Below are 20891 nucleotides of genomic sequence, written 5' to 3' on the forward strand. Positions count from 1 at the left end.
CCGAACGTGACTCAGTCGTTGAGATGGCGTCGATCGGCGCAAATAAACAGCCTCTGGCTGCATGAGTGAGGCGACAACCTGCTTGACGCGCGCCGGAACAGTGGCGGCGTCGAGAATAGTCCAGACATAACCGTCCGATCGAAAACCGGGGCTGCACAAAGAAAAGCCCGCGCAAGGCGGGCCGTGGTGCGCAAATGCGCAGCGAATCGTGGTTCCTGCTTCAAGCGAGAGCCACGCTCAAATACCGCCCGGCGTTGCGACTCGCCTGCATGCTCGCCTGATACTCGGCGCCCAGTTCCTGCTGCGCGACACGCGCGGCTTCGAAGATGCGGCTGTCGATCTCGTGGATCTCCCTGAGCCGTGCCATAACCTCCTGCGGCGGCTGCGCGCCAAGCGCCGTCAAGAGCGGCGAGCGCTCGTCGGCGAGCTGCGCGGCGCGCTCCCAGTCGCCGACAGCGGCCGCCAGTTCGAGGTCTTTCGTCATCTGCCAGATGCGCTCGATCGTGGCTATGTTCTGCATGGTTCGCTCCGCGCCACACTCAGCCCTTGTTCGTGGCAAGCGCGCCCGCGCTGTTGGTGCCACCGAACAGTTGCGTGAGGTACTGCGAGTTGTTGTTCATCGTAGCCATCAGCGTGTCGAGCGCGGTGAACTGCGCGGTGTACTGGCTGGTGAGCTGGGCCTGCCACGCCGTCAGCGTCGTCTGCTGGTTCGAGAGGCTCGTCAGGTCGCTGTTGATCGCGTCCGTACGGTTTTGAATGATGCCGCCGGACGAGGTGTAGTTCGTGATGCTGTCGTCCAGTTGCGCGGCGATGCCGGTGGTCGGATTGAACAGCGAGGTCACGGCCGACTGGTTGTTCTGCAGCGCAGCGTTGAGCGTCGTGTCGTCGACCGACAGGGTGCCGTCCGCCTGGAGCGTAATGCCGATCGCGGCAAGCGTCGTCTTCGTGGTGCCGCTGCCCACGCCGCTGCCCACGATCTTGGCGAGCTGGTTCTGAATCACACTCAACGTGGAATCGCCGAGCAGCACCCCCTGCGACGTCGAGCTCGCGTTGTACGTCGTCAACGAGCCCATCGTCGTGACGAGTGTGTTGTAGACGGTGACGAAATTGTCGATCGCCGACGACTCCGCGCTGGTGTCCTGCGCAACCGTGAGCGTCTGGGTGGTGCCGACCGCCGCTGACGTGAGATTCAGCGTCACGCCGGACAGGGCCGTGTTCACGGCGTTCGTGGAGCTGCTCACGCCGACGCCGCCGAGCGTGAAGTACGAATCCTGGGCGGCCTGCGTCTGGGTCCAGCCTGTGCCGGAGATGGTCGACTGGCTGGGGTTGATCGTGTTGCCGCTGCTGTCGGTACCGGTGAGGTCGCTCGCGCTGGATATCGACTTGCCGGCGGTGGTCGTCACCGCGAGCTTGTTCAGGTCGTCGGTCGAAGTCGAATCGCTGATTGCGATGCTGATGCCGCTCGACGCACCGGTCGAGTTCGATTGCAGCACGAGGTGGGCGCCGTCCGAGCCGGTCACCACGGTCGCGGTCACGCCGGGATTGTCGTTGGCCGAATTGATCGCCGAGGCAATGCCGGCAATCGAGCTGTTCGAGCTGTTCAGGGAAATCGTGCTGCTCTGGCCGTTGACCGTCAGGGTCATCGTGGCTGAGCCGGAAGCCAGGTTCGTGCTCGCGTTATAGCCCGCCGAGGTGAGCACTTGCGAGGTGGCGACCTGCGCCACATTGAGCGAATACGAACCCGCCACCGCGCCAGTCGCGGCCGTAGCGGTGACGCCGGTGCCGCTCAGGGTGGTCTTGAACGTATTGAGCGTGGCACCGTCGCTGAGCGGCAAGATGGCTGCCTGCAACGCGGACAGTCCCGCGGAGAGCGTGCCGTAGGCGGAGATCAGCGTGTTGTCCGCGGTCTGCTCGGCGGCGATGGTCGCGGCCTGGCCGGCGGTCTTGCTGTTGACGAGCGCGGTGACGAGCGAACTCGTGTCCATCGAGGAATTGGTCGAGCCGCTGATGATCGACTGGGCGGCTGCCTGCACCGACGCCTGGGCGGCGGCGGTCGTGGTGGCGACTGCGCTCGAGATCGCGGCAGTCGTGGATCCGGTTACGGTGGACATGAGGAGGCTCCGTGCGTCGGCAAGGCCGGTCAAAACGCTTGAATGTGCGGTTGAATGCGCGATTTAATTCGCGGTGTAACGCTGGAAACGACAATCGGGAGGCAAGCCTCCCGACGGATTTGCGTCCGGCGCGCGATGCGCTGCGCGCCGGACACCTGTGGCCGGAAGCGCCTTACTGGAGGAGCTTCAGGATCTGCTGCGGCTGCGAGTTCGCTTGTGCCAGCACCGAGATACCGGCTTGTTGCAGAACCTGTGCCTTGCTCAGGTTAGCCGTTTCTTCCGCGAAGTTCGCGTCCTGGATCGACGACTGGGCGGTCGACAGGTCAGTCGATTGCGCTTGCTGCGTCGAGCCGATGGCGCTGAAACGGTTTTGTGCTGCGCCGAGCGTAGCTTGCAGGTTGTTCAGCGTGGTCAGCGCGTTGTCGATCGATTCCATCGCTGCGCTTGCGCCGGTCTGGCTGCTGATGTCGATGCTCGCAACGTTCGTCGGCGTGTTGAGTGCGTCGATCGTGGCACCGGTGGCGGTGGCCGAAGCCGCGGTGAAGCTCGTGGTGAGGGTAGCGGTCGATGCGCCTACCACCGTCGACATGTCAGTAGCAAGGGCCGTGGCAATTGACGCGCCTGCGCCAGCAGCATTGGCGGCTGTGATTGTGGCGTTGCCATTGGCGTCGGCGGTGATCGTAACGCCGCCGAGTACTGCCGTAGCGGTGGCGGACGTCAGCGCCTGGTTGTTCTGGTCCGTCAGCGTGTAACCGCCCGAGCCGTCGGCGATCACGTTGATGGCCGTGATCGAGGCGCCCGTAGCAACGGTTTGGCCGCTATTGTTCAGCGACAGGTTGCCGAACGAACCGAGCGTGTTGCCTGCTTGCACGTTGCCGGTGCCGAGCTTCGCAGCCGACATGTCTTGCGTCAGGTTCAGGCTGATCGACTGGCCGACGTTCGCGCCAACCTGGAACGACACGGTGCCCAGCGAACCGTTGAGCAGGTTCATGCCGTTGAACGTCGTCTGCGACGCGACACGGTTGACTTCCGAAATCTGTTGCGAGACTTCCTGCTGCAGGGCCGCGCGGTCGTCGCTGGTCATCGAGCCGTTCGCTGCTTGCGTGGCCAGCTGGCGGATACGCTGCAGGCTGTTCGTCAGCGAGGCGAGGCCGCTCGATGCGGTTTGCACCATCGACGTACCGTCGTTCGAGTTCGACACACCCTGGTTCAGACCGTTGATCTGGGTCTGCATGATGTTCGAGATCGCGAGGCCTGCTGCGTCGTCCGCTGCGCTGTTGATGCGCTTGCCCGACGACAGACGCGTGATCGCCTGCGACAGTGCGCTGCCCGAACCGGTCAGGTTCTGCTGCGAAATAAGCGAGTTGATGTTTGTATTGATTCCGAGCATTTCAATTCTCCGAGTAGGGCACGGGCCCGATCCCAAAAATGGCAGCGTGGTGTGTGTTGGCCGCCTTGTTTGGGATATCGGTCCCTACCGGGAAAACTTTAAGGGGAGAATCAATCAAGGGCGTCAAATGGCGCAAAAGGGGCTTCGGCGCGGGATTGACGGCGCATGTCCGGCATTGAATCTTGCATCTTGCTTTCAGTGGCTGCCCCTGACTTCAAGGGCTGGTCATTGGATTCATTGCGCATTTTTCAGCTATGACTTAGCTTGCGCGAACCCGGCGTTTGCGCATCTGCGGAATTAGGCGCGAAAAGCGTGCTTGTCTGCCGGATCAACATTCCGCAGCGGCCGCTACACTGCCCGATCGCTTAATTCGGCCGCCAGTCGTATGCCCACAGTCAGCATCCTCATTCCAGCGTTCAAGCCGGCATACCTGGCCAAGACTTTGGCGAGCGCCTGCGCTCAAAGCTTTACGGACATTGAAATCCTCGTCGGCGACGACACGCCGGACGGCATACTGCGCGAGATCGCCGATGCAGCGAACGATCCGCGGATCCGCTATTTTCACCACGGATTTCAGGACGGCCTGCGCAATCAGGAGCAGTTGTGGGCGCACGCTAGCGGCCGGTACGTGAAGTGGCTTTACGACGACGATCTTTTGATGCCGACCTCGGTCGCCACGCTGGTTGCCGCGCTCGACAGTCATCCCGAATCGACCCTGGCCTTTCATCAGCGCGTTGTCATCGATTCCGACGACAAGGTGATCGACGTGCCAGCCGCACTGATCCAGCCCGGCGAGACGGCGCTCCTCGATCGCGCGTTTCTGATCGAGAACGTGGTGGTGACAGCCAACAACTTCCTCGGTGAACCAAGCAACGTCATGCTTGTGCGCGAGCGGGTCAACGTCGGCGCCATGATGAAGTACAGGGAACACGGACTTATCTATCTGACCGATGTCGCGATGTACCTGAACATGGCGGAGCAGGGGCCGGTCGTCCTGGCTGGCGGCTACCACAGTTGCTTTCGGCGACACGCGACGCAAAACTCCGGCGTGGCGAACCCCTGGCTTGCGGCGGGCTTTTACGAATGGGAAATCATGGTGCGCGGCGAAGCGGCCGCCGGGACCATCGGCGCGGAGGCGCTCGGCAAGGCTCGCGAGCGGCTCGGCGAGGTTTACAGCTTTGCCATTGAACAGGGCGGCCTGTCTGGGCTTGAACCATTGAAACAGAGCCTGGACGAGCTGGGGCGCGTGCCGCCTCGCGAACTGCCCGCGTCTCGCCGGTTTCTCGACGGCCTGGCCCACTCGCGCGCGGTGGCGGCGGCAAAGAGCCGCAAGCGCGTGCGGCTCGTCTGCGCCACGCGGGGAGACCAGCAGCAGTTCATGGCCGAAACCGCGCTCGGCCGTTCGCTGCGGCTATACAGCTCCGCCATGCGTGAAGACGACGTGCAGATCAGGCTGACGATCAACAACACGCAAGGGCTGCCTGCGATCTACAACGCCGCGATCGAGGCGGCGGCCACTGATCCGGCGATCCTCGTCTTTATCCACGATGACGTTTGGCTTGCCGACTTTTTCTGGCAGGAACGCATCCACACGGCACTCGACCGCTTCGATGTGGTCGGTATTGCTGGCAACACGCGCCGCGTGCCGGGGCAGCCGGCCTGGCATTCGACGACGCTCAGCTTTGAGCCGGACGCGGAGCATCTGAGCGGAAGCGTTGGCCGCGGTCGGGGCATGCCCTGCGACGAAGTCGATCTGTTCGGGCCACCGGAGCAAGAATGCAAGCTGCTCGACGGCTTGATGCTCATCGCCGACAGCGAGACGCTGCTTGCCCGCGGTGTCCGGTTCGACGAACGTTTTGCGTTTGACTTCTACGATCTGGACTTCTGCCGCCAGGCCGAACTGGCTGGCCTGCGGATGGGAACGTGGGCGTTGAGCGTGATTCATGAGGGTGGGCGTCGGTACGGCACCGAGGCGTGGCTCGAAGGCTACATCCGGTATCTGCAGAAATTCGGCGAAAAGGCGGGGCATGACATGCCGGTCGCGCAGGTTGATGCCAATGAGGCGTAGTGAGGGGGAAAAGCCCCTTAGTTCGCCGGACTGAAATGGCGGCGCGAGGGTCAAAATCTCGGGACCGACTTATCTCGATTACCCATAAAATCGCCCGGTCACAGGCCCATCTATGTCACCCAGCCGTACATGCCACCGCTGGAGGACTTCATTCCCTATCTGGAAAAAATCTGGGACTCCAGCGGTGCGGATACGGGGTTGTACGTACGGCACATCAGCGTTTCATTCCGCAAGACGAACATGGCGATTTGCCTTTCGTGCCGTTCGAGACATTGCCGCAGAGCCATCCGCCACATGAGTATGAGGTATTCGTTGCGTTGGAGCATGCACGGCAGAACATAGTGCGCGCCGAGATCGCCGAAACTGCCAGACAGCAGGGCTATCGGCTTGCTTCGTATGTCAGTCCTTCGGCACAGCTCGGTGCGCGTGTTGTCATCGGCGAGCACAGTCTGGTTCTCGAAGGTGCCATCTTCATTGACGGAACCTGTTTTCATCCATGAGGCACTTCGGGCTTCGGGTCGCATTGTTGATCGTCGGCTTGCAGCGGAAAAGGAGGGGATCTGATTCGGGCCTCGCATACGGCGCGTGATTCAGCGGAACACTGCGCCGATGCCGTTCGGCAGATATTTCACCGGCGATTGGCGTAGCCGCGAAAAATCAGCTTCGTTCACTGGCTGCGCCTGCAATCTACTAGCTCCCGTATTTGCGCAAATACCGCTCGTACCCCTCGCGCCATCCCGGCGACCCAAAAGCCCCACCGCTTTCGTGCACCACGCTCAACGGCCAGGTGCCCATGCTCAGGCCCTTGAGTTCGGCCTCGCGACAAAAATCCATATCATAGAAGTGGAACTTGAACTGCTCGTCGAATCGCACGTCGCGGCTCACGAGCGTTTCGCTGTCGGCAATCAGCAGGAGACCGTCGAGGAGCTTGCATTCCTGGGCGATCGGGCCGAAGTTCGAGATCTCGTTGCACGGGAATCCCTTGCCGTGGCCGACCGTCCCGCTCAGGTACCGGCGCTCGTCCCAGCGCAGGTCCGGCGTGACGAAGGCCCATGACGGCTGGTGCGGCACGCGGCGCAGGTTACCGGCAAGGCCCACCACGTCGAAACGCGTCAGCGATCGCCGCACGCGCAGTTTCCAGAAGAAGTCGCTGAGCCAGATGTCGTCGTGAATGAAGACGAGAATCGCCGGATCCTGCCTGGCGTGCTCGATGGCCTCGTTGTAGATGCTGGAAAGCCCGCGCGAGTTGTTGTCGAACAGTTGGAGCTGGACGTCCGGTTGGCTCGCGTAGGGCTTCAGCGTGCGACCCAGTGCGGTTTCGTTCCAGAACTGCTCGCGGCTGCAACGGGTGCCGCAGACGAAACGGATCGGCTTGATTGCCGCGGGGACGCCGTCTGCCTTCTCGCTCGACGTGACCGGTGCCGCCGTTGTCCCGGCGGCGGCTTGCGTATCGCTTTCGCGCGCCGGAACCTCGAAGTGTGCAGGTTCCAGCCCGTCGCACCAGCGTTGCCACATCGCGCGCAGCGCACGCGATGCGGCCTCGGCAATCGTGCCCGCGCTGATGAGCGAGGACTGCGCGCAGTGCGCTCGAAGCTCGCGGCGCACCATGGCTAGCGCATCCGGATCGGCGGCCAGCGCGACGCACTTGCGCACAAAATCGTTCTCGTCGCGCGCAACGAATGCGTCGTCGATGCCGAGGTGCGAGAGCCATCCCGTGCTGCCCCGACTCGCCATCGAGGAGCCGGGCAGGGTCACGGTCGGGACGCCCATCCACAGCGCGTGCATGGTCGTGGTCGAACCGGCGAACGGAAATGCGTCGAGACACACGTCGATCTGATGGTGCTGCGCCAGGTAGGCCGCCATCCCCGCGCGTGGCAGGAAGCTGATGCGGCTGGCGTCTATGCCCTCGTTGGCGAATAGCGCGCTCACCTTGCTGATCTGCTCGGGCGCCACAATCGCGCCGATGACCATCCGCGAATGCGGCACCTCGCGCAGCACGCGCGCCCACAGCGCGATGACTTGCGGCCCGATCTTGAGTAGCTTGCTGAAGCTGCCGAAGGTCATGAAGCCGTTTTTCAGGGCGGGCAACGCGTTGACGTCCGGCGCGTGCGGGTGCGGCTTGAACGGTGCGAGCGCCGGCAGGAACACGAGCTTTTCGGAGAACTGCCCGGCGAACTGCTCGAGCGGCGTGACGAAGCGGTCCGACATGTAATAGTCGATGGCCGTCAGACCGGTCGTCGATGGATTGCCGATCCAGCTCACCTGCACCGGCGCTGGTTTGTGCGCGAATGTCACGAGCCGGTTGCGGCCGGTATGGCCGGACAGATCGATGAGAATATCGATGCCGTCGCCGCGGATTTTTTCAGCGAGCACGGCATCGCTGACGCCTGAAACCGGGTGCCAGCCTTGGGCATGGGCGCGAATCTGGTCGGTGTAGCCGTCGCTGACCGTGTGGTTCGAATAGAAGTGCAGTGCGAGGCTCGTGTCGCGTGCCAGATTCTCGACGATCGACAGCAGGAAATAAGCGATTGGGTGATTGAACAGGTCGCCCGAAACGAAGCCGATCCGCAGACGCCGCGACGGATTGCGATCATTGGCGTGCTTTGGCCGGCGCGCGCGCAGGGACGCCTCGTGGCGGGTCGCGAATTCGCGGTATTCGGCGAAGGCGCTCGCCGCATCGAGACCGTTCTTATGCATCAGGCAAAACAGCAGGTTGCTGTGCACCTGCGCCTGCGACGGCGCCAATTCGAGTGCCCGGCGCAAGGCCGATTCGGCCTCTTTGCTCTCGCCATACTCAAGGAGTGCGACGCCGAGCGCGTCGTACGCGAGAGCGTTGTCCGGTGTCAGCGCCACAGCACGGCGGAAACAGGCGATGCTCTGCGCATGTCGGCCCATTGACTGCAGGACGACGCCCAAGGTGTGATGCAGTCCCGCGCTGTCGGGGTGGCGTTTGAGCGCCTCGCGGCAGTGCGTTTCGGCTTGCTCGAACTGGCGCGTGATTTTCAGCGCGTCGGCCAGCAGTGTTTGTGCAGAAAGCGTGTCGGGCAGCAGGGTGGCGGCACGCTCAGCGGCGCTCGCGAATTCAGTGTGCCTGCCCGCGCGCTGCAACGCGCACGCAAGGGCGAGCCAGCATTCGCCGTGCGACGGGTATTGCTGCGTCAAGCGATGCGCGGTCTTGAGCGCCGCTTCGATTTTTCCCTTGCCGAAGAGATCCGTGTATTGCCGCATTTCCCTTGCGCTTGCGCGTCTGTCATCGCGTCTTGCGGGCGCGGCTGTGTCCGCTACCGCGATGTCGTGTTCCCATTGCGGATCGGCGGCTGGTACACCGGTTTCGGCTGGAACCGGCAAAGCGGCGTCGAAATGCTCGGGCGCGAGTCCGTCGCACCAGCGCTGCCACATGATGCGCAGCGCGCGCGATGCGGCGTCTGCTACCGGTTTCGCACTGAACACTGATGACTGCGCGCAGTGCTGGCGAAGCTCGCGGCGCAGCGTCGCGAGAGCGTCGAGGTCGGCGGCGAGTGTCACGCACTTGCGCACGTAGTCGTCCTTGTCGTGCGCGACGAAGGGCGCGTCGAGCCCCAGCAATGAGAGCCAGCCGGTGCTGCTGCGGCTTGCCATCGAATCGGCGGGGAGCGTCACCGTGGGGACGCCCATCCACAAGGCTTGCAGTGTCGTGGTCGAGCCGCCGAACGGAAACGCGTCGAGACAGACGTCGATCTGATGATGCTGTTCCTGATAACCCAGCATGCCTTTGCGCGGCAGAAAGCCGAGCCGCGCCGCGTCGATCCCTTCAGCCGCGAACCGCTCGGTCAGCTTGTCGATCTCGTCCTGACCGGAAATCGAACCGATGACGAGACGCGCATCGGGCACCTCGCGCAGTACACGCGCCCACAGCGCCACGACTGCCGGCCCGATCTTGCTCATCCGGCTGAAACTGCCGAACGTCAGAAAGCCATTGCGCGACGCGGGCAGCTCGTTGACGGGCGGTGAGTTTTCCGGTGCCCTGAACGGGGCGAGGGCTGGCAGGAACACGAGCCTTTCCGAGAACTTGCCGGCGAACTGCACGAGGGGCGTCACGAAACGGTCGGACAGGTAATAGTCGATGGACGTCAGGCCGGTCGTGGCAGGATTGCCGATCCAGCTGACCTGAACCGGCGCCGGTTTATGCGCGAACGCTGCAAGCCGGTTGCGGCCCGAATGGCCCGCGAGGTCGATCAGAATGTCGATGCCGTCAGCGCGGATCTGCTGGGCAAGCGCGCCGTCAGGGAGGCCGTACACTTCACGCCATCCATCGACATGCCCGCGGATCTGTGCGGTGACGCTGTCGCTGGCCGGATTGTTCGAATAGAAGTGCAGGGAAAGGCCGTTGTCCCGCGCGAGATGCTCGACGACCGGCAAAAGAAACGACGTCACGGGGTGATCCACCAGATCGCCCGAAACGAAGCCTATGCGCAGGCGCCGCGACGGATCGCGCGGATTCGCATGGCGGGGCCACTGCTCGCGGAGGGGCGCTTCGTGTCGCTTCGCGAACTCGCGGGCCTCGGACTGGAACATCGCCATGTCGCGATCGACCTTGTGCATCAGACAGTGAAGCAAGGCGGTGTACGCGCTCGCATCCATCGGGGTCAATTCGAGTGCGCGGCGATACGCAGTTTCCGCTTCTTCATTCTGGCCGTGTCCGAGCAGCGCAGTGCCGAGCGTGCCATAGATGTCTGCATGGCCGGGTGCTAGCGCCGCAGCGCGGCGGCAACTGGCGATGCTCTCGGTGTAGCGGTGCATACCCGTCAGGCTGTTCGCCAGCATGCGATGCAGTTCCGCATAGTGGGGGAATTGTTCGAGCGCCTCGCGGCAGTGCGCCTCGGCGCGCGGCCAATCGGCGATGGCGCAGAGTCCGCTTGCCAGCAGCATGTGAGAAACCAGATCGTTGCGGAGCAGCCGCACGGCGTGCTCCGCAACGGGCACGGATTCGGCGTACTGCCCCAGACGCTGCTGGGACAGGGCAAGTGCTCGCCAGCATTCTCCGTGCGACGGATAGTGCGTCGTCAGACGAAGTGCGATGTTCAGCGATGCCTCGATCTCTCCTTTGCTGAAGAGGGCCGCGTGCTGGTTCAGCTCCTCTGTGCTCGCGCGACGCGTATCAATGGAGGGCATACGGGCGAGCAGCGTAGCGAATGCCGGCTCGCGCACGCCGAGCTGCTGTGCCGCGTCGCATGCCGCGCGGGCGGCTTCGTTCTGGCCGCTTTCGATGAGGGCGTTGATGTAGCCGACCCAATACGCGCCGTTGTTCGGTTCACGGCCGAGTGCGGCTTCGAAATGCAGCCACGCCTCGGCTTGGCGGCCCGTTTGCACGAGCAGCAGGCCGAGGTGGTAGTTTGCACTGGCGTGATCGCGAATCGCCTCGAGAATCGCGGCGTAGTGCGAAGCGGCCTGGTCGAATTCCCGCCTGCGATGATGCTCGAACGCCGCCTGCATGACGACCGCAATGTCGCGCTCCAGCTGTTGTTCGAGCTCCAGGGCGTCGGTTGGGAGGGAAGGAGTGGGCATGTCGAATTCGCGCGTAGATCGCAAGGAGGCTGAGTCTGCAATTATGCGGTGGGGTCTGCTGCCCCGATGCGTCGAGCTAACGCCAAAACGGTCGTCAATTTGGCGGGATATCCGGCTGTCGCCGATCGCGATATGGCGCGAGCCAGCAACCTGCCCGTGGCGCGTGCCCGCGTTCGTGTCCTATGCGATGCCGCCGCTTGCGGCATCCGCCGGTACCTGCGAGGGGCATTGAAAAAGACTTGAGAGGCGCGCGCATCCCGCTGCGCCCCCTTTTGCGCCGTGCATCAATATGGTGAGTGCCATGCGCTGTGATTTGCAGCGGCGCCGCGCGCTGCAGCCTTGTTCAAGGCGGCGTATGCTCAACGGTCCCGGGTTCGCCGGGCCACTTCCCACATTGCGTTCGCCCACTCATTCCTGGAGCCATCATGGAACTACGCAGGATCGGCACTTCCTCGTTGCAGGTCGCCCCGCTCATGTTCGGCGGCAACGTATTCGGCTGGACGGCCGATGAAGCCACCTCTTTCTCGATCCTCGACGCGTTCGTTGAAGCCGGACTCAATTTCATCGACACCGCCGATGTCTACTCGGCCTGGGTGCCCGGCAACCAGGGCGGCGAGTCGGAGACGATCCTCGGCAAGTGGTTCCGTCAGAGCGGCAAGCGCGAGCGGATCGTGCTTGCGACCAAGGTGTCGAAGCATCCGCAGCGCAAGGGGCTATCGGCCGCAAATATCCAGGCGGCGGTCGAAGACTCGCTGCGCCGCCTGCAAACCGACTACATCGACGTCTATTTCTCCCACGACGACGACACCGCGACACCGCTCGCGGAGACGCTCGGTGCGTATCAGAAGCTGATCGAGGCCGGCAAGGTGCGCGTGATCGGCGCGTCTAACTATAGTGGCGCGCGCGTCGAGGAAGCGCTCGCGGTGTCGCGCGAGCACGGGCTGCCCGGATATCAGTTGCTGCAGCCCGAATACAACCTCTACGACCGCGCGCAATACGAGAGCGACAGCGAGCCGGTGGCGCTCGCGAATCATCTCGGCGTGGTCGTCTATTACAGCCTCGCGAGCGGGTTCCTGTCGGGCAAATACCGCAGCGAGGCCGATCTGGCCGGCAAGGCGCGCGGGAGCCGGGTCGAAAAATACCTGAACGGGCGCGGCTTGCGGATTCTCGGCGCGCTCGACCGCGTCGCGCAACGGCACGGCAGCACGCCGGCCGCGGTCGCGCTTGCATGGCTGATCGCCCGGCCGAGCGTTACGGCCCCTATTGCGAGCGCAACCTCGGTCCAGCAGTTGAGGAGCCTGGTCGCGGCCGTCCAGCTGTCCCTCACCGCCGACGATATTCGTGAGCTGGATGAAGCGAGCGCCTGATAAGGCGAGCACTTCGGCCGCCGACACGGGGGCGATCCGCGCCAGGGAAAAGCCTGGCGCAATCGGTAAACCCCTGGTAGCATGGAGAGTTTCCTGATATGATCGGGAGTGAATTGAGATCTTTGCCTGTTTCGTCTTCGTTGATGAAAGGTTGGCGAAACGGCAACAGACGCGGCTTTTGCATTACGTCTGTCCGCGTTCCGCGGTGAACTCTCCACCTCTCTTTTCCGGCCTCCGTGGCCGCTTTGCCTCTCGCTTCATTCGTGGTTTGGCCGGGGTTGTTTATCAGCCTCGCGTTTGCCTGTTACTGGCCATGAATCGGAGCGATCGGAGGGCCGGCGCGTGAGTGGTGACCTGAGCGGTTACCGCCATGCAATTAAACCCGTATCTAGTGATTGAGTTAGGAATTACATGACGACGATTCTTCTGAAGGAAAACGAGCCGTTCGAAGTGGCAATTCGCCGCTTTCGTCGCGCAATCGAAAAGAATGGCTTGATCGCTGAACTGCGTGAACGCCAGTCGTACGAAAAGCCGACCACGGCTCGCAAGCGCAAGAAGGCAGCAGCTGTTAAGCGCCTGCACAAGCGTCTGCGCAGCCAGATGCTGCCGAAAAAGCTGCACTAAGCACGCTTTTTACATACGCCGAACGGCGGTGTGAGCTTCGAAAGAAGCCACATCGCCGTTTTGCGTTTACGGCGTCGAATTTTGCCCCTGCGTGCAGCCGTTACGCCGCGCTCCTCAGCCGCTCGGCCGACAGCCCGAACTAGCGCGCGATCGAGCCCAGCCGGTCGTGCCACTCCCATGTGCCGAACACGTCGTGCACGTTTTGCAGGCAACTGAGCAAAGCGATGGTCACCGGGTCGTATACGTTGATACGGGCGCGAAGCGGCGCTTTTTTCAGCGCGGCCAAGCCGACATCCATGTAAGCGGGCACTTCGGCCGGTGGCTTGCCGATGAAGCGCACCGGCTCGCCTTCCATTGCGGTCATGTAATCGCGCGGCTTGATCAGGTTGCCGACCGGGCAGCCGCCGCAATAGCCGCAGTAGTCGCCGCCGCCGCTCGGAAGCAATGCGGCGCGTTTCTGTTCGAACAGATGCGTGACGGACTGATCGTAAATGTCCTTGTAGGTCAGGAAGCTAAGTGTTTTCATGGGTGGTCTCCCGCCCAATTCGCTCATTTGCACGTCCAGCGGACGCTGCGGCTTCACCCCGCCTTCCGACCACGCCGCTTCTTGCCCAGCGACGCACATCGCTCGCGGCACATGCAGGTCGTCTCATGATCGTTGACCATGCCGACCGCCTGCATGAATGCATAGCAGATCGTCGAACCGACAAATTTGCAGCCGTAGCGCTTGAGCGCCTTGCTTAGCGCGTCCGATACTTCCGTCGACGCAGGTGCATGCTTATACGAAGCCCATTCGTTCTGAATCGGCGTGTCGTCGACGAATGACCACACGAAGTGCGCGAGCGAGCCATGTTCGACCTGAATCTGCTGCACAGCGCGCGCGTTCAGGATGGCCGCCTCGATTTTGCCGCGATGTCGCACGATGCTTTCATCGGCGACGAGTGCATCCACGTGCTTCGGCGTGAAGGCCGCGACCTTGTCGATGTCGAAGTCGGCGAATGCACGGCGGTAGCCGATGCGCTTGTTGAGGATCGTCGACCATGACAAACCGGCCTGCGCGCCTTCGAGCACGAGCATCTCGAACAGGTGCTGGTCGTCGCGCGAGGGCACACCCCATTCGGTGTCGTGGTACTGTGCGAGCGCTTCGCTCGATACCCAGTTGCATCGTTGTGTCACTGTCGTGCCCCCGCGTGGTCATGTCGTTCGCCAGCATAGCGGAAGCGGTGTACGCCGCAAGCTGGCCAATCGGCTAATTGCGCGATTCAAACTGACCTGCCACGCTAAGCGTTACTCACCCACGGAACCGATTCGATTCGATGAACCACGACTTCTTTCTGATCGGCGTCGACGGCGGCGGCACCGGCACGCGCGTCGTGCTCGGCGATGCGCAGGGCCGCGAACTGGCGCAAGCGGCAAGCGGCCCATCGGGCCTCGGGCTCGGCATCCCGCGCGCATGGCAGTCCATTCAGGCCGCCTGCGGCGAAGCGTTCGAGCGAGCCGGAGCCGCCCTCGACTGGTCGCGCTGCGTGCTCGGTTGCGGACTGGCGGGTGTCAACAATCGCGACTGGCTCGCCGAGTTTCACCGGCAGGCGCCGCGGCTCGCCGGACTGGCCGTCGAAACCGACGCCTACACGACCCTGCTGGGCGCGCACGACGGCGCGCCCGGCGTGATCGTCGCACTCGGCACCGGCAGCGTCGCGGCTTCGCTCGCGAGCGACGGCGAATTCCGCATGGCCAGCGGCTACGGCTTTCCATCGGGCGACGAAGCGAGCGGCGCGTGGCTCGGCCTTCGGCTGATCGTGCACGCGCAACAGGCGCTGGACGGCCGCGTTCCCGTCGACGATCTCACGCACGCGCTGCTCGCACATACCGGCGCGCGGGATCACGACAGTCTCGTCGTGTGGCTGTGCGCGGCCAATCAGACTGCCTACGCGCGGCTCGCGCCGATCGCGATCGAACACCGCGCACATCCGTTCGCGGCGCGGCTGCTCGGCGAGGCCGGCGTCGAAGTCGGCAAGATGATCGTCGCGCTGGACGCGACGGGCGCGCTGCCGGTCGCGTTATGCGGAGGCCTCGGTACGCCGTTGCGCGAGTACGTGCCGCAGGCGTATCAGGCGCGCCTGAGAGAGCCGCGGGCGGATTCGGCGCATGGCGGCTTGCAACTGGCGCGGCGCGAGGCGCAGCGGCTGTCTGGAGGAGACCTGTAAAATACCCGCTTTGACGCTGCCTCGACGGCTCAGCCGCCGGACTCACCATGTATAAAGTCATCGCCACGGATCTCGACGGCACACTGCTCAACGCCGATCACCAGGTAGACCCGTTCACGGTCGCCACGGTGCGCAAGCTCGAAAGCGACGGGCTGCAGTTCGTGATCGCCACCGGGCGGCATTACTGCGACGTCGCGGGCATCCGCGATCTGCTCGGCATCAATCCGTATCTGATCACGTCGAACGGCGCGCGCATTCACGCGCCAGACAACGCGGTGATCCACGCCGACGATCTGTCGCCGGCGATCGTCCAGCGTCTCGTGCAGCCCGAAATTGTCGGCGCGCATGGTCGAGTGATCGTCAGTCTGTTTGCAGACGAGGCTTGGCTGATCGACCGCGACGCGCCCCATCTGCTGGAATTTCACCAGGACTCCGGCTTCACGTACGAAGTGACCGACCTGCCGAAGCACGATGGCGTCGACATTGCCAAGGCGCTGTATATCGGCGATCCCGCCGATCTCGCGCAGGTGGCCGCCAATCTGGAACGTGACTTCGGCGAGCGACTGTACGTGACGTATTCGTTGCCGGATTGTCTCGAAGTGATGACCGCGAATGTGTCGAAGGGGCGGGCCCTGCAGATCGTGCTCAAGCGTCTCGGTGTCGACGCGTCGCACTGCGTCGCGTTCGGCGACAACATGAACGATATCGATCTGCTCGAGACGGCCGGCCATCCATTCATGATGAACAACGCCAATCCCGATCTGATCACCCGTCTGCCGCATGTGCCGCGCATCGGCAACAATTTCGAGGCGGGCGTTGCGCATCATCTGCGCAAACTGTTTGCGCTCAACGACGAACTGGCATCTTGAACCGTCGTCACCGCGATTGAAAGCGGCCCGCATCCACTCGCATGGATGCGGGCCGCAGAAGTTGCTCGCGAAGCGCGCAGCGTGCGCTCCGCTTGCGCTCGTCAATCCCGCCAGCCGCGGTGCTCGCCTCGATTGTCATGACCCCAGCGACGGTTGTCGTGGCCCCAGCCGCGGTCATCGCGGTGATAGTCGCGGTAGTAGTCGCCGCGCGGGTAGCGATGATCCCAGCCGCCGTAGTACACCGGCTCCGGCGCCGCGTAGACCGGCGCGGGCGCTGCATAAACCGGGACACCGAGCGATAGGCCGACGCTCAGATCCGTATGCGCTTGCGCGACACCGCATGCGCCCGCCGCGAGTCCGGCAGCAACCAGCAAGTGAGTGACGATGCGTTTCATGTTGGTCTCTCCTGTGAGGCGACGTAGGTTTGTCGCACAGGACCAATGTACGCACTCGAGGCGGGCTGGACTGCGACCAGATGTTACGGACTGCAAGCATCGTCGAAGTCATCCAAGGCAGGAAAAGCACTCGCGCGGACCTTGCGCGCAGTCACCTTGTTTCGCTTGCAGCCGCGCCGCACGGGGCTTTGCGGCGGATCAATTCAAGCCGGCAGGCGGCTCGTCGCGCACGCTCGCCGCTTGCCGCTTGCCGCGCCGGCGCACGTAAACGCGGCTTACATCTGTATTGCTCAATTAATCCGCCGCAGGCGCAGAAGCGGCCGAAGTTGCGGAAGAGGCCGCCCCTGCCGAAGATGCCGACACTCCCGGCAAGGCCGCGCAAGGGCAATCGGTTGCCCGTCCGTCGAGCCCTTCGCGATCGTGTTTGAAGCTCGCGCGCGGCGTGCCGTTCTGCCAGTCGAGTCGGACGATGTAAATGCTGTCGAAGTCCTCGCTTTGCCATTTCGGCACGTCGGCCGCGCGACCGCCATGCGCGCTCAACATCTGCCGCAACAGCGTCTCGATCAGCTTGTGCTCCCACGCAACGACGATGAGCTTGCCGCGATTGGCCGGGTCGACGAGCGCGTTGCCGAGCTGGTCGATCTGCGCAAAACCGTACGGTGTTTGGACCGGCATCTGGAATTGAATCGCGGTCGGTTCGATCGTCGCCAGCGGGCGCACGTAATAGTACGGATGACCGCCGTCGTCTTTTTGCTGGCCGGGGTCGGGCGCGTAGATCGCATCGGGTTTGCCGAATTTGGCGGCGATCACGGCCGGCAACGCGAGCGCACGGTTGAGCCCCTGGCAGTCTAGCTGGCCGTACCCCTGCGCGGGTTTCTCGCCGTGTCGAACGAATACAAGGGTTTCGATATTGCCGCCCGCCGTGGCAACGGCGGGGGCTGCGGTCGCAACGACGGTCGCCGTGTTCGTTGCCGCGGACGCGGCCGGCAACGCCATCATGCTCGAGCACAGGCCGCCGAGCGACAGTGCGACGCCATGCAGGAATCCGCGGAAACGGTTCATCGAAAGCACCTGTGCGAGGCTGGGAAGTCGCCCGATTCTAGCAGCGGTGCCCACCGCCACGCCGCCGAGGCGGCATTCATATCGCATTGGCGAGCGCAATGAATAATGGGCGCCGAGGCGCCCATTCATGCCGACTACGCGACGATCACGAGACCGGCGCGTCGAACTGGCCGTCAGTCGAGCGCCAGCTTGCGCGCATCGCTGCTGCGATCCTCAGCGATCAGTGGATAGACGACACCCGCGATCACCGCACCGATGATCGGCGCAACCCAGAACAGCCACAGCTGATCGATCGCCACGCCGCCGACGAATAGCGCCGGGCCCGTCGAGCGCGCCGGATTGACCGACGTATTGGTGACTGGAATCGAGACCAGATGGATCAGCGTCAGGCACAGGCCGATCGCGATGGGCGCGAAGCCGGCCGGCGCGCGGCGGTCGGTCGCGCCGAGAATCACGAACAGGAAGAAGCCAGTCATTACCACTTCGCAAATGAAGGCAGCGGCGAGCGAGTAGTGACCCGGCGATTGCTCGCCGTAACCGTTCGTAGCGAAGCCGCTCGCGACCAGGTCGAAGCCAGGCTTGCCCGACGCGATCAGCGACAGTACGAATGCGCCGAGCACCGCGCCGACCACCTGCGCGACGATATAGGGCAGAAGATCGCGCACCGGAAATCGGCCGGCGACGGCCAGTCCGACGCTCACCGCCGGATTCAGGTGGCAGCCCGAAATGTGGCCGATCGCAAAAGCCATCGTCAGCACGGTCAGGCCGAAGGCCAGCGACACGCCGACGAAGCCGATGCCCAATCCATGAACCGGCCCGGCGAAGTTGGCGGCGAGAACCGCGCTGCCGCAGCCTCCGAGCACGAGCCAGAAGGTGCCGAACAATTCGGCAACGACGCGCTTTGACAACTGCATGTTTGGTGATCCTAAAAAGAATGGGTACTTCAGAAGCACGCATCGAAAAGGGCGAGTACGTACCTTGAGCGCGCAATTCTAGGCGGACAGCGCCAAATCGAGTGTCAAGGATTGTCAATCCGGACAAAATTTATAAACTATTGCGAGATAAAGCGGAGGTTTTACAATTCACACACTTTAATAATTATCAGAGGAAATTCGCTAAACCGGTATTAGTCGCCATTGCGAATTTTTATAATTGCAGCTAGTCTGCGGTCGAATGAGTTCTAGAAAGGGGAGAACCGAATGTCTCAATATGCAGACCTCAAGGCGCAGATTGCCAAATTGCAGGCACAGGCAGAAGAAGCGCGACGCACGGAAATCGACAATGTCGTCGCCGACATCCGCCAAAAGATCGCCGAATACGGTCTGACCGCGCAGGATCTCGGTTTCGCGGTCGCCGCCAAGCGCGGCCGCCCGCCCAAGAAGACGCCGCTGCCGGCGAAGTATCAGGACCCGAAGTCGGGCAATACATGGAGCGGGCGCGGCAAGCCGCCCAAATGGATCGTCGGCAAGAATCGCGAGCGCTTTCTGATTGGCTCGGCGTGACGCCCGCCCGACCAGATGTGAGACGGGGTGAAGGCGGTCTGAAGGTTTTTTGCTGTTTGGCTTATTCGCCGCGCGCTAATCCACCGTGGAAGCGCAACCACCCTGTATTAAAAAAGCCGCCCATACAGGGCGGCTTTTTCGCGTCCGGCAGCCAAAAGACTTCGTTTTTAGCTCGCGCAAACGATTCCGATGCCCGACTCGCCGCTATTGGGCGTTATAGGCGAAGGTTCACTGCGCCGCTTCAAAGCGTACCGAAAACGGCCAGCCGTAAAAGCGCCGGCCGTTTTCACGCGCGCCTAGCCGACCGCGACCTGGCGCAATACCGGGCGCCGCGACGTTTCAATCAAGGCGGAATAGCCGTCGACATAGTTCTGCGCCATCGTTTTCGAACTGAAGCGGCGTTCGAACTGGGCGCGGATTTCGGTGCGCGACAGCTCGTCGAGACGCTGCAGAGCCGCTACCGCGCCTTGCACGTCCTCGACGATATAGCCGGTCACGCCGTGGTCGATCACCTCAGGCACGGAGCCGCGGTTGAACGCGATAACCGGCGTGCCGCAGGCCATCGACTCGATCATCACGAGGCCGAACGGCTCGGACCAGTCGATCGGGAACAGCAGCGCCTTCGCGCCCGACAGAAACTCGGGTTTCTGCGCCTCGTTGATCTCGCCGACGAACTCGACATGCGCCATCGACAGCAGCGGCTCGATCTCGCGCTTGAAGTACTCCATGTCGACCTTGTCCACCTTGGCGGCGATCTTCAGCGGCAGACCGCTTTGCGCGGCGATCCTGATAGCTGTATCGACGCGTTTTTCCGGGCAGATGCGGCCGAGGAACGCGAGATATTCGGGCTTCTTGTGCGGCTGCGGCGTCAGCAACTGGTCCGGCAGACCGTGATAGATCGTGTTGAGCCAGTTGGCCTGCTGCAGCGGCAGACGCTGCGAATCCGAAATCGACACGACCGGCACATGCGAGAACGCATCGAACACCGGCTGTAATTCCGGCAGGTCGAGACGACCGTGCAGCGTGGTCACGAACGGCGTGTCCATCGTCGTGAACAGGGGGAACGGCATGTAGTCGAGATGGAAGTGCAGCACGTCGAACTCGTGCGCGATCTTGCGGACCTTTTCCATCATCAGCACGTGCGGCGCCAATGCATCGCGAATCGTCGGATCGAGGCGCAGCGCGCGCGGCCAGCATGCCTCCAGATTGGCGGACGTGACCGAGTCGCCGCTCGCGAACAGCGTGACGTCATGGCCGAGTTCGACAAGCGCTTCGGTCAGATACGACACGACACGTTCGGTGCCGCCATAGAGTTTCGGTGGGACAGCTTCGTAGAGCGGCGCGATTTGTGCGATTCGCATGCGTTTTCTCCTGTGTCGATCGAAGTTAGCGCTGTGGCGCCGACCCAGATCCCATGCGGATTTTTGATACTTACCGGGGCTTCGCACGACGGCTGAATGGCGCGTGGTGCGGATGCGGAACCGGACGGTTGGGCGCGGTTTGCCCCGCCCGAGGGGGCTCCGAAATGACTATCGGGTAATCCCTTAGCCTTCATTATCGGGATCGACCGCGGTAATTCGAGCTATTTTTCAAACGCTTAATGTTGTTACAGCGCGAAACATGGACCTTACAGCTGCCGCGCAAGGTCGAGCCGCAAACGGTCCCCATAATCGGGAAGCGTAAGTCCACCGACTCAATCAAGGCTCGACAGGCGAAATGCACCATAGCAAACGGCGGGCCCGAGGGTCGGAT

At 63.0% G+C, this 20891-nt stretch carries 17 protein-coding genes; 6 read left to right on the forward strand and 11 right to left on the reverse strand.

What is annotated here, in order from left to right; all coding sequences use genetic code 11:
- Positions 1-220: 220 nt before the first annotated feature.
- The 3 genes from fliT to HDG39_RS22835 all read right to left on the reverse strand — a co-directional run bounded on the left by fliT (position 221) and on the right by HDG39_RS22835 (position 3501).
- Positions 221-520 (reverse strand): flagellar protein FliT, encoded by a 300-nt coding sequence (gene fliT / locus HDG39_RS22825; RefSeq protein WP_184008862.1) that lies wholly within the window; start codon positions 518-520, stop codon positions 221-223.
- Between the two features lie 19 nt (positions 521-539).
- Positions 540-2111, reverse strand: coding sequence for a flagellar filament capping protein FliD (fliD, locus tag HDG39_RS22830; protein ID WP_184008864.1), 1572 nt, complete (start codon positions 2109-2111; stop codon positions 540-542).
- A 172-nt stretch (positions 2112-2283) separates the two neighbouring features.
- Entirely contained in the window at positions 2284-3501 is a 1218-nt protein-coding gene (locus HDG39_RS22835) for a flagellin (RefSeq protein WP_184008866.1), read from the reverse strand.
- 385 nt (positions 3502-3886) lie between these two features.
- On the opposite strand from HDG39_RS22835, the gene HDG39_RS22840 reads away from it, so the two are divergent.
- A complete protein-coding gene (locus HDG39_RS22840; RefSeq protein WP_184008868.1) occupies positions 3887-5569 on the forward strand; it encodes a glycosyltransferase family 2 protein in 1683 nt (560 codons plus the stop codon).
- 155 nt (positions 5570-5724) lie between these two features.
- Here HDG39_RS22840 and HDG39_RS22845 read toward each other — a convergent pair whose 3' ends face one another.
- Positions 5725-6063, reverse strand: a complete 339-nt coding sequence (locus HDG39_RS22845) for a hypothetical protein (protein ID WP_184008870.1) — start codon at positions 6061-6063, stop codon at positions 5725-5727.
- Between the two features lie 196 nt (positions 6064-6259).
- A complete protein-coding gene (locus HDG39_RS22850) occupies positions 6260-11113 on the reverse strand; it encodes an O-linked N-acetylglucosamine transferase family protein (RefSeq protein WP_184008872.1) in 4854 nt (1617 codons plus the stop codon).
- Positions 11114-11538: 425 nt separating this feature from the next.
- Between HDG39_RS22850 and HDG39_RS22855 the strand changes: the two genes are divergently transcribed.
- Both HDG39_RS22855 and rpsU read left to right on the forward strand, forming a co-directional pair.
- On the forward strand, positions 11539-12480 hold the full coding sequence (locus HDG39_RS22855; protein ID WP_184008874.1) for an aldo/keto reductase: 942 nt from the start codon (positions 11539-11541) through the stop codon (positions 12478-12480).
- 411 nt (positions 12481-12891) lie between these two features.
- Entirely contained in the window at positions 12892-13104 is a 213-nt protein-coding gene (gene rpsU / locus HDG39_RS22860) for a 30S ribosomal protein S21 (protein ID WP_006050883.1), read from the forward strand.
- 139 nt (positions 13105-13243) lie between these two features.
- On the opposite strand, the gene HDG39_RS22865 is transcribed toward rpsU, so the two are convergent.
- Both HDG39_RS22865 and HDG39_RS22870 read right to left on the reverse strand, forming a co-directional pair.
- Positions 13244-13630 carry a hypothetical protein gene (locus HDG39_RS22865; RefSeq protein WP_184008876.1) on the reverse strand — a complete coding sequence of 129 codons (387 nt, stop codon included), beginning with the start codon at positions 13628-13630 and terminating at the stop codon, positions 13244-13246.
- Positions 13631-13683: 53 nt separating this feature from the next.
- Positions 13684-14280 (reverse strand): DNA-3-methyladenine glycosylase I, encoded by a 597-nt coding sequence (locus HDG39_RS22870; protein WP_026225513.1) that lies wholly within the window; start codon positions 14278-14280, stop codon positions 13684-13686.
- A 140-nt stretch (positions 14281-14420) separates the two neighbouring features.
- On the opposite strand from HDG39_RS22870, the gene HDG39_RS22875 reads away from it, so the two are divergent.
- Positions 14421-15311, forward strand: a complete 891-nt coding sequence (locus tag HDG39_RS22875) for a glucosamine kinase nucleotide-binding domain-containing protein (protein WP_184008878.1) — start codon at positions 14421-14423, stop codon at positions 15309-15311.
- A 47-nt stretch (positions 15312-15358) separates the two neighbouring features.
- Positions 15359-16180, forward strand: coding sequence for a Cof-type HAD-IIB family hydrolase (locus tag HDG39_RS22880; protein ID WP_184008880.1), 822 nt, complete (start codon positions 15359-15361; stop codon positions 16178-16180).
- Positions 16181-16281: 101 nt separating this feature from the next.
- On the opposite strand, the gene HDG39_RS22885 is transcribed toward HDG39_RS22880, so the two are convergent.
- From HDG39_RS22885 to aqpZ, 3 genes are all read right to left on the reverse strand, one after another.
- A complete protein-coding gene (locus HDG39_RS22885; RefSeq protein ID WP_184008882.1) occupies positions 16282-16575 on the reverse strand; it encodes a hypothetical protein in 294 nt (97 codons plus the stop codon).
- Between the two features lie 294 nt (positions 16576-16869).
- Positions 16870-17637: a histidine phosphatase family protein gene (locus HDG39_RS22890; protein WP_184008884.1), complete on the reverse strand. Its 768-nt coding sequence runs from the start codon at positions 17635-17637 to the stop codon at positions 16870-16872.
- A gap of 173 nt (positions 17638-17810) precedes the next feature.
- Entirely contained in the window at positions 17811-18551 is a 741-nt protein-coding gene (aqpZ, locus tag HDG39_RS22895; protein WP_184008886.1) for an aquaporin Z, read from the reverse strand.
- 285 nt (positions 18552-18836) lie between these two features.
- Here aqpZ and HDG39_RS22900 point away from each other — a divergent pair, with 285 nt between their 5' ends.
- On the forward strand, positions 18837-19139 hold the full coding sequence (locus tag HDG39_RS22900) for an H-NS histone family protein (protein ID WP_013090908.1): 303 nt from the start codon (positions 18837-18839) through the stop codon (positions 19137-19139).
- A 296-nt stretch (positions 19140-19435) separates the two neighbouring features.
- Here HDG39_RS22900 and HDG39_RS22905 read toward each other — a convergent pair whose 3' ends face one another.
- Positions 19436-20500, reverse strand: coding sequence for a glycosyltransferase family 4 protein (locus HDG39_RS22905; protein WP_184008888.1), 1065 nt, complete (start codon positions 20498-20500; stop codon positions 19436-19438).
- Between the last annotated feature and the right edge of the window lie 391 nt (positions 20501-20891).

It is taken from the genome of Paraburkholderia lebeckiae, from assembly GCF_014201005.1.
GTDB classification, from domain to species: Bacteria; Pseudomonadota; Gammaproteobacteria; order Burkholderiales; family Burkholderiaceae; genus Paraburkholderia; species Paraburkholderia tuberum.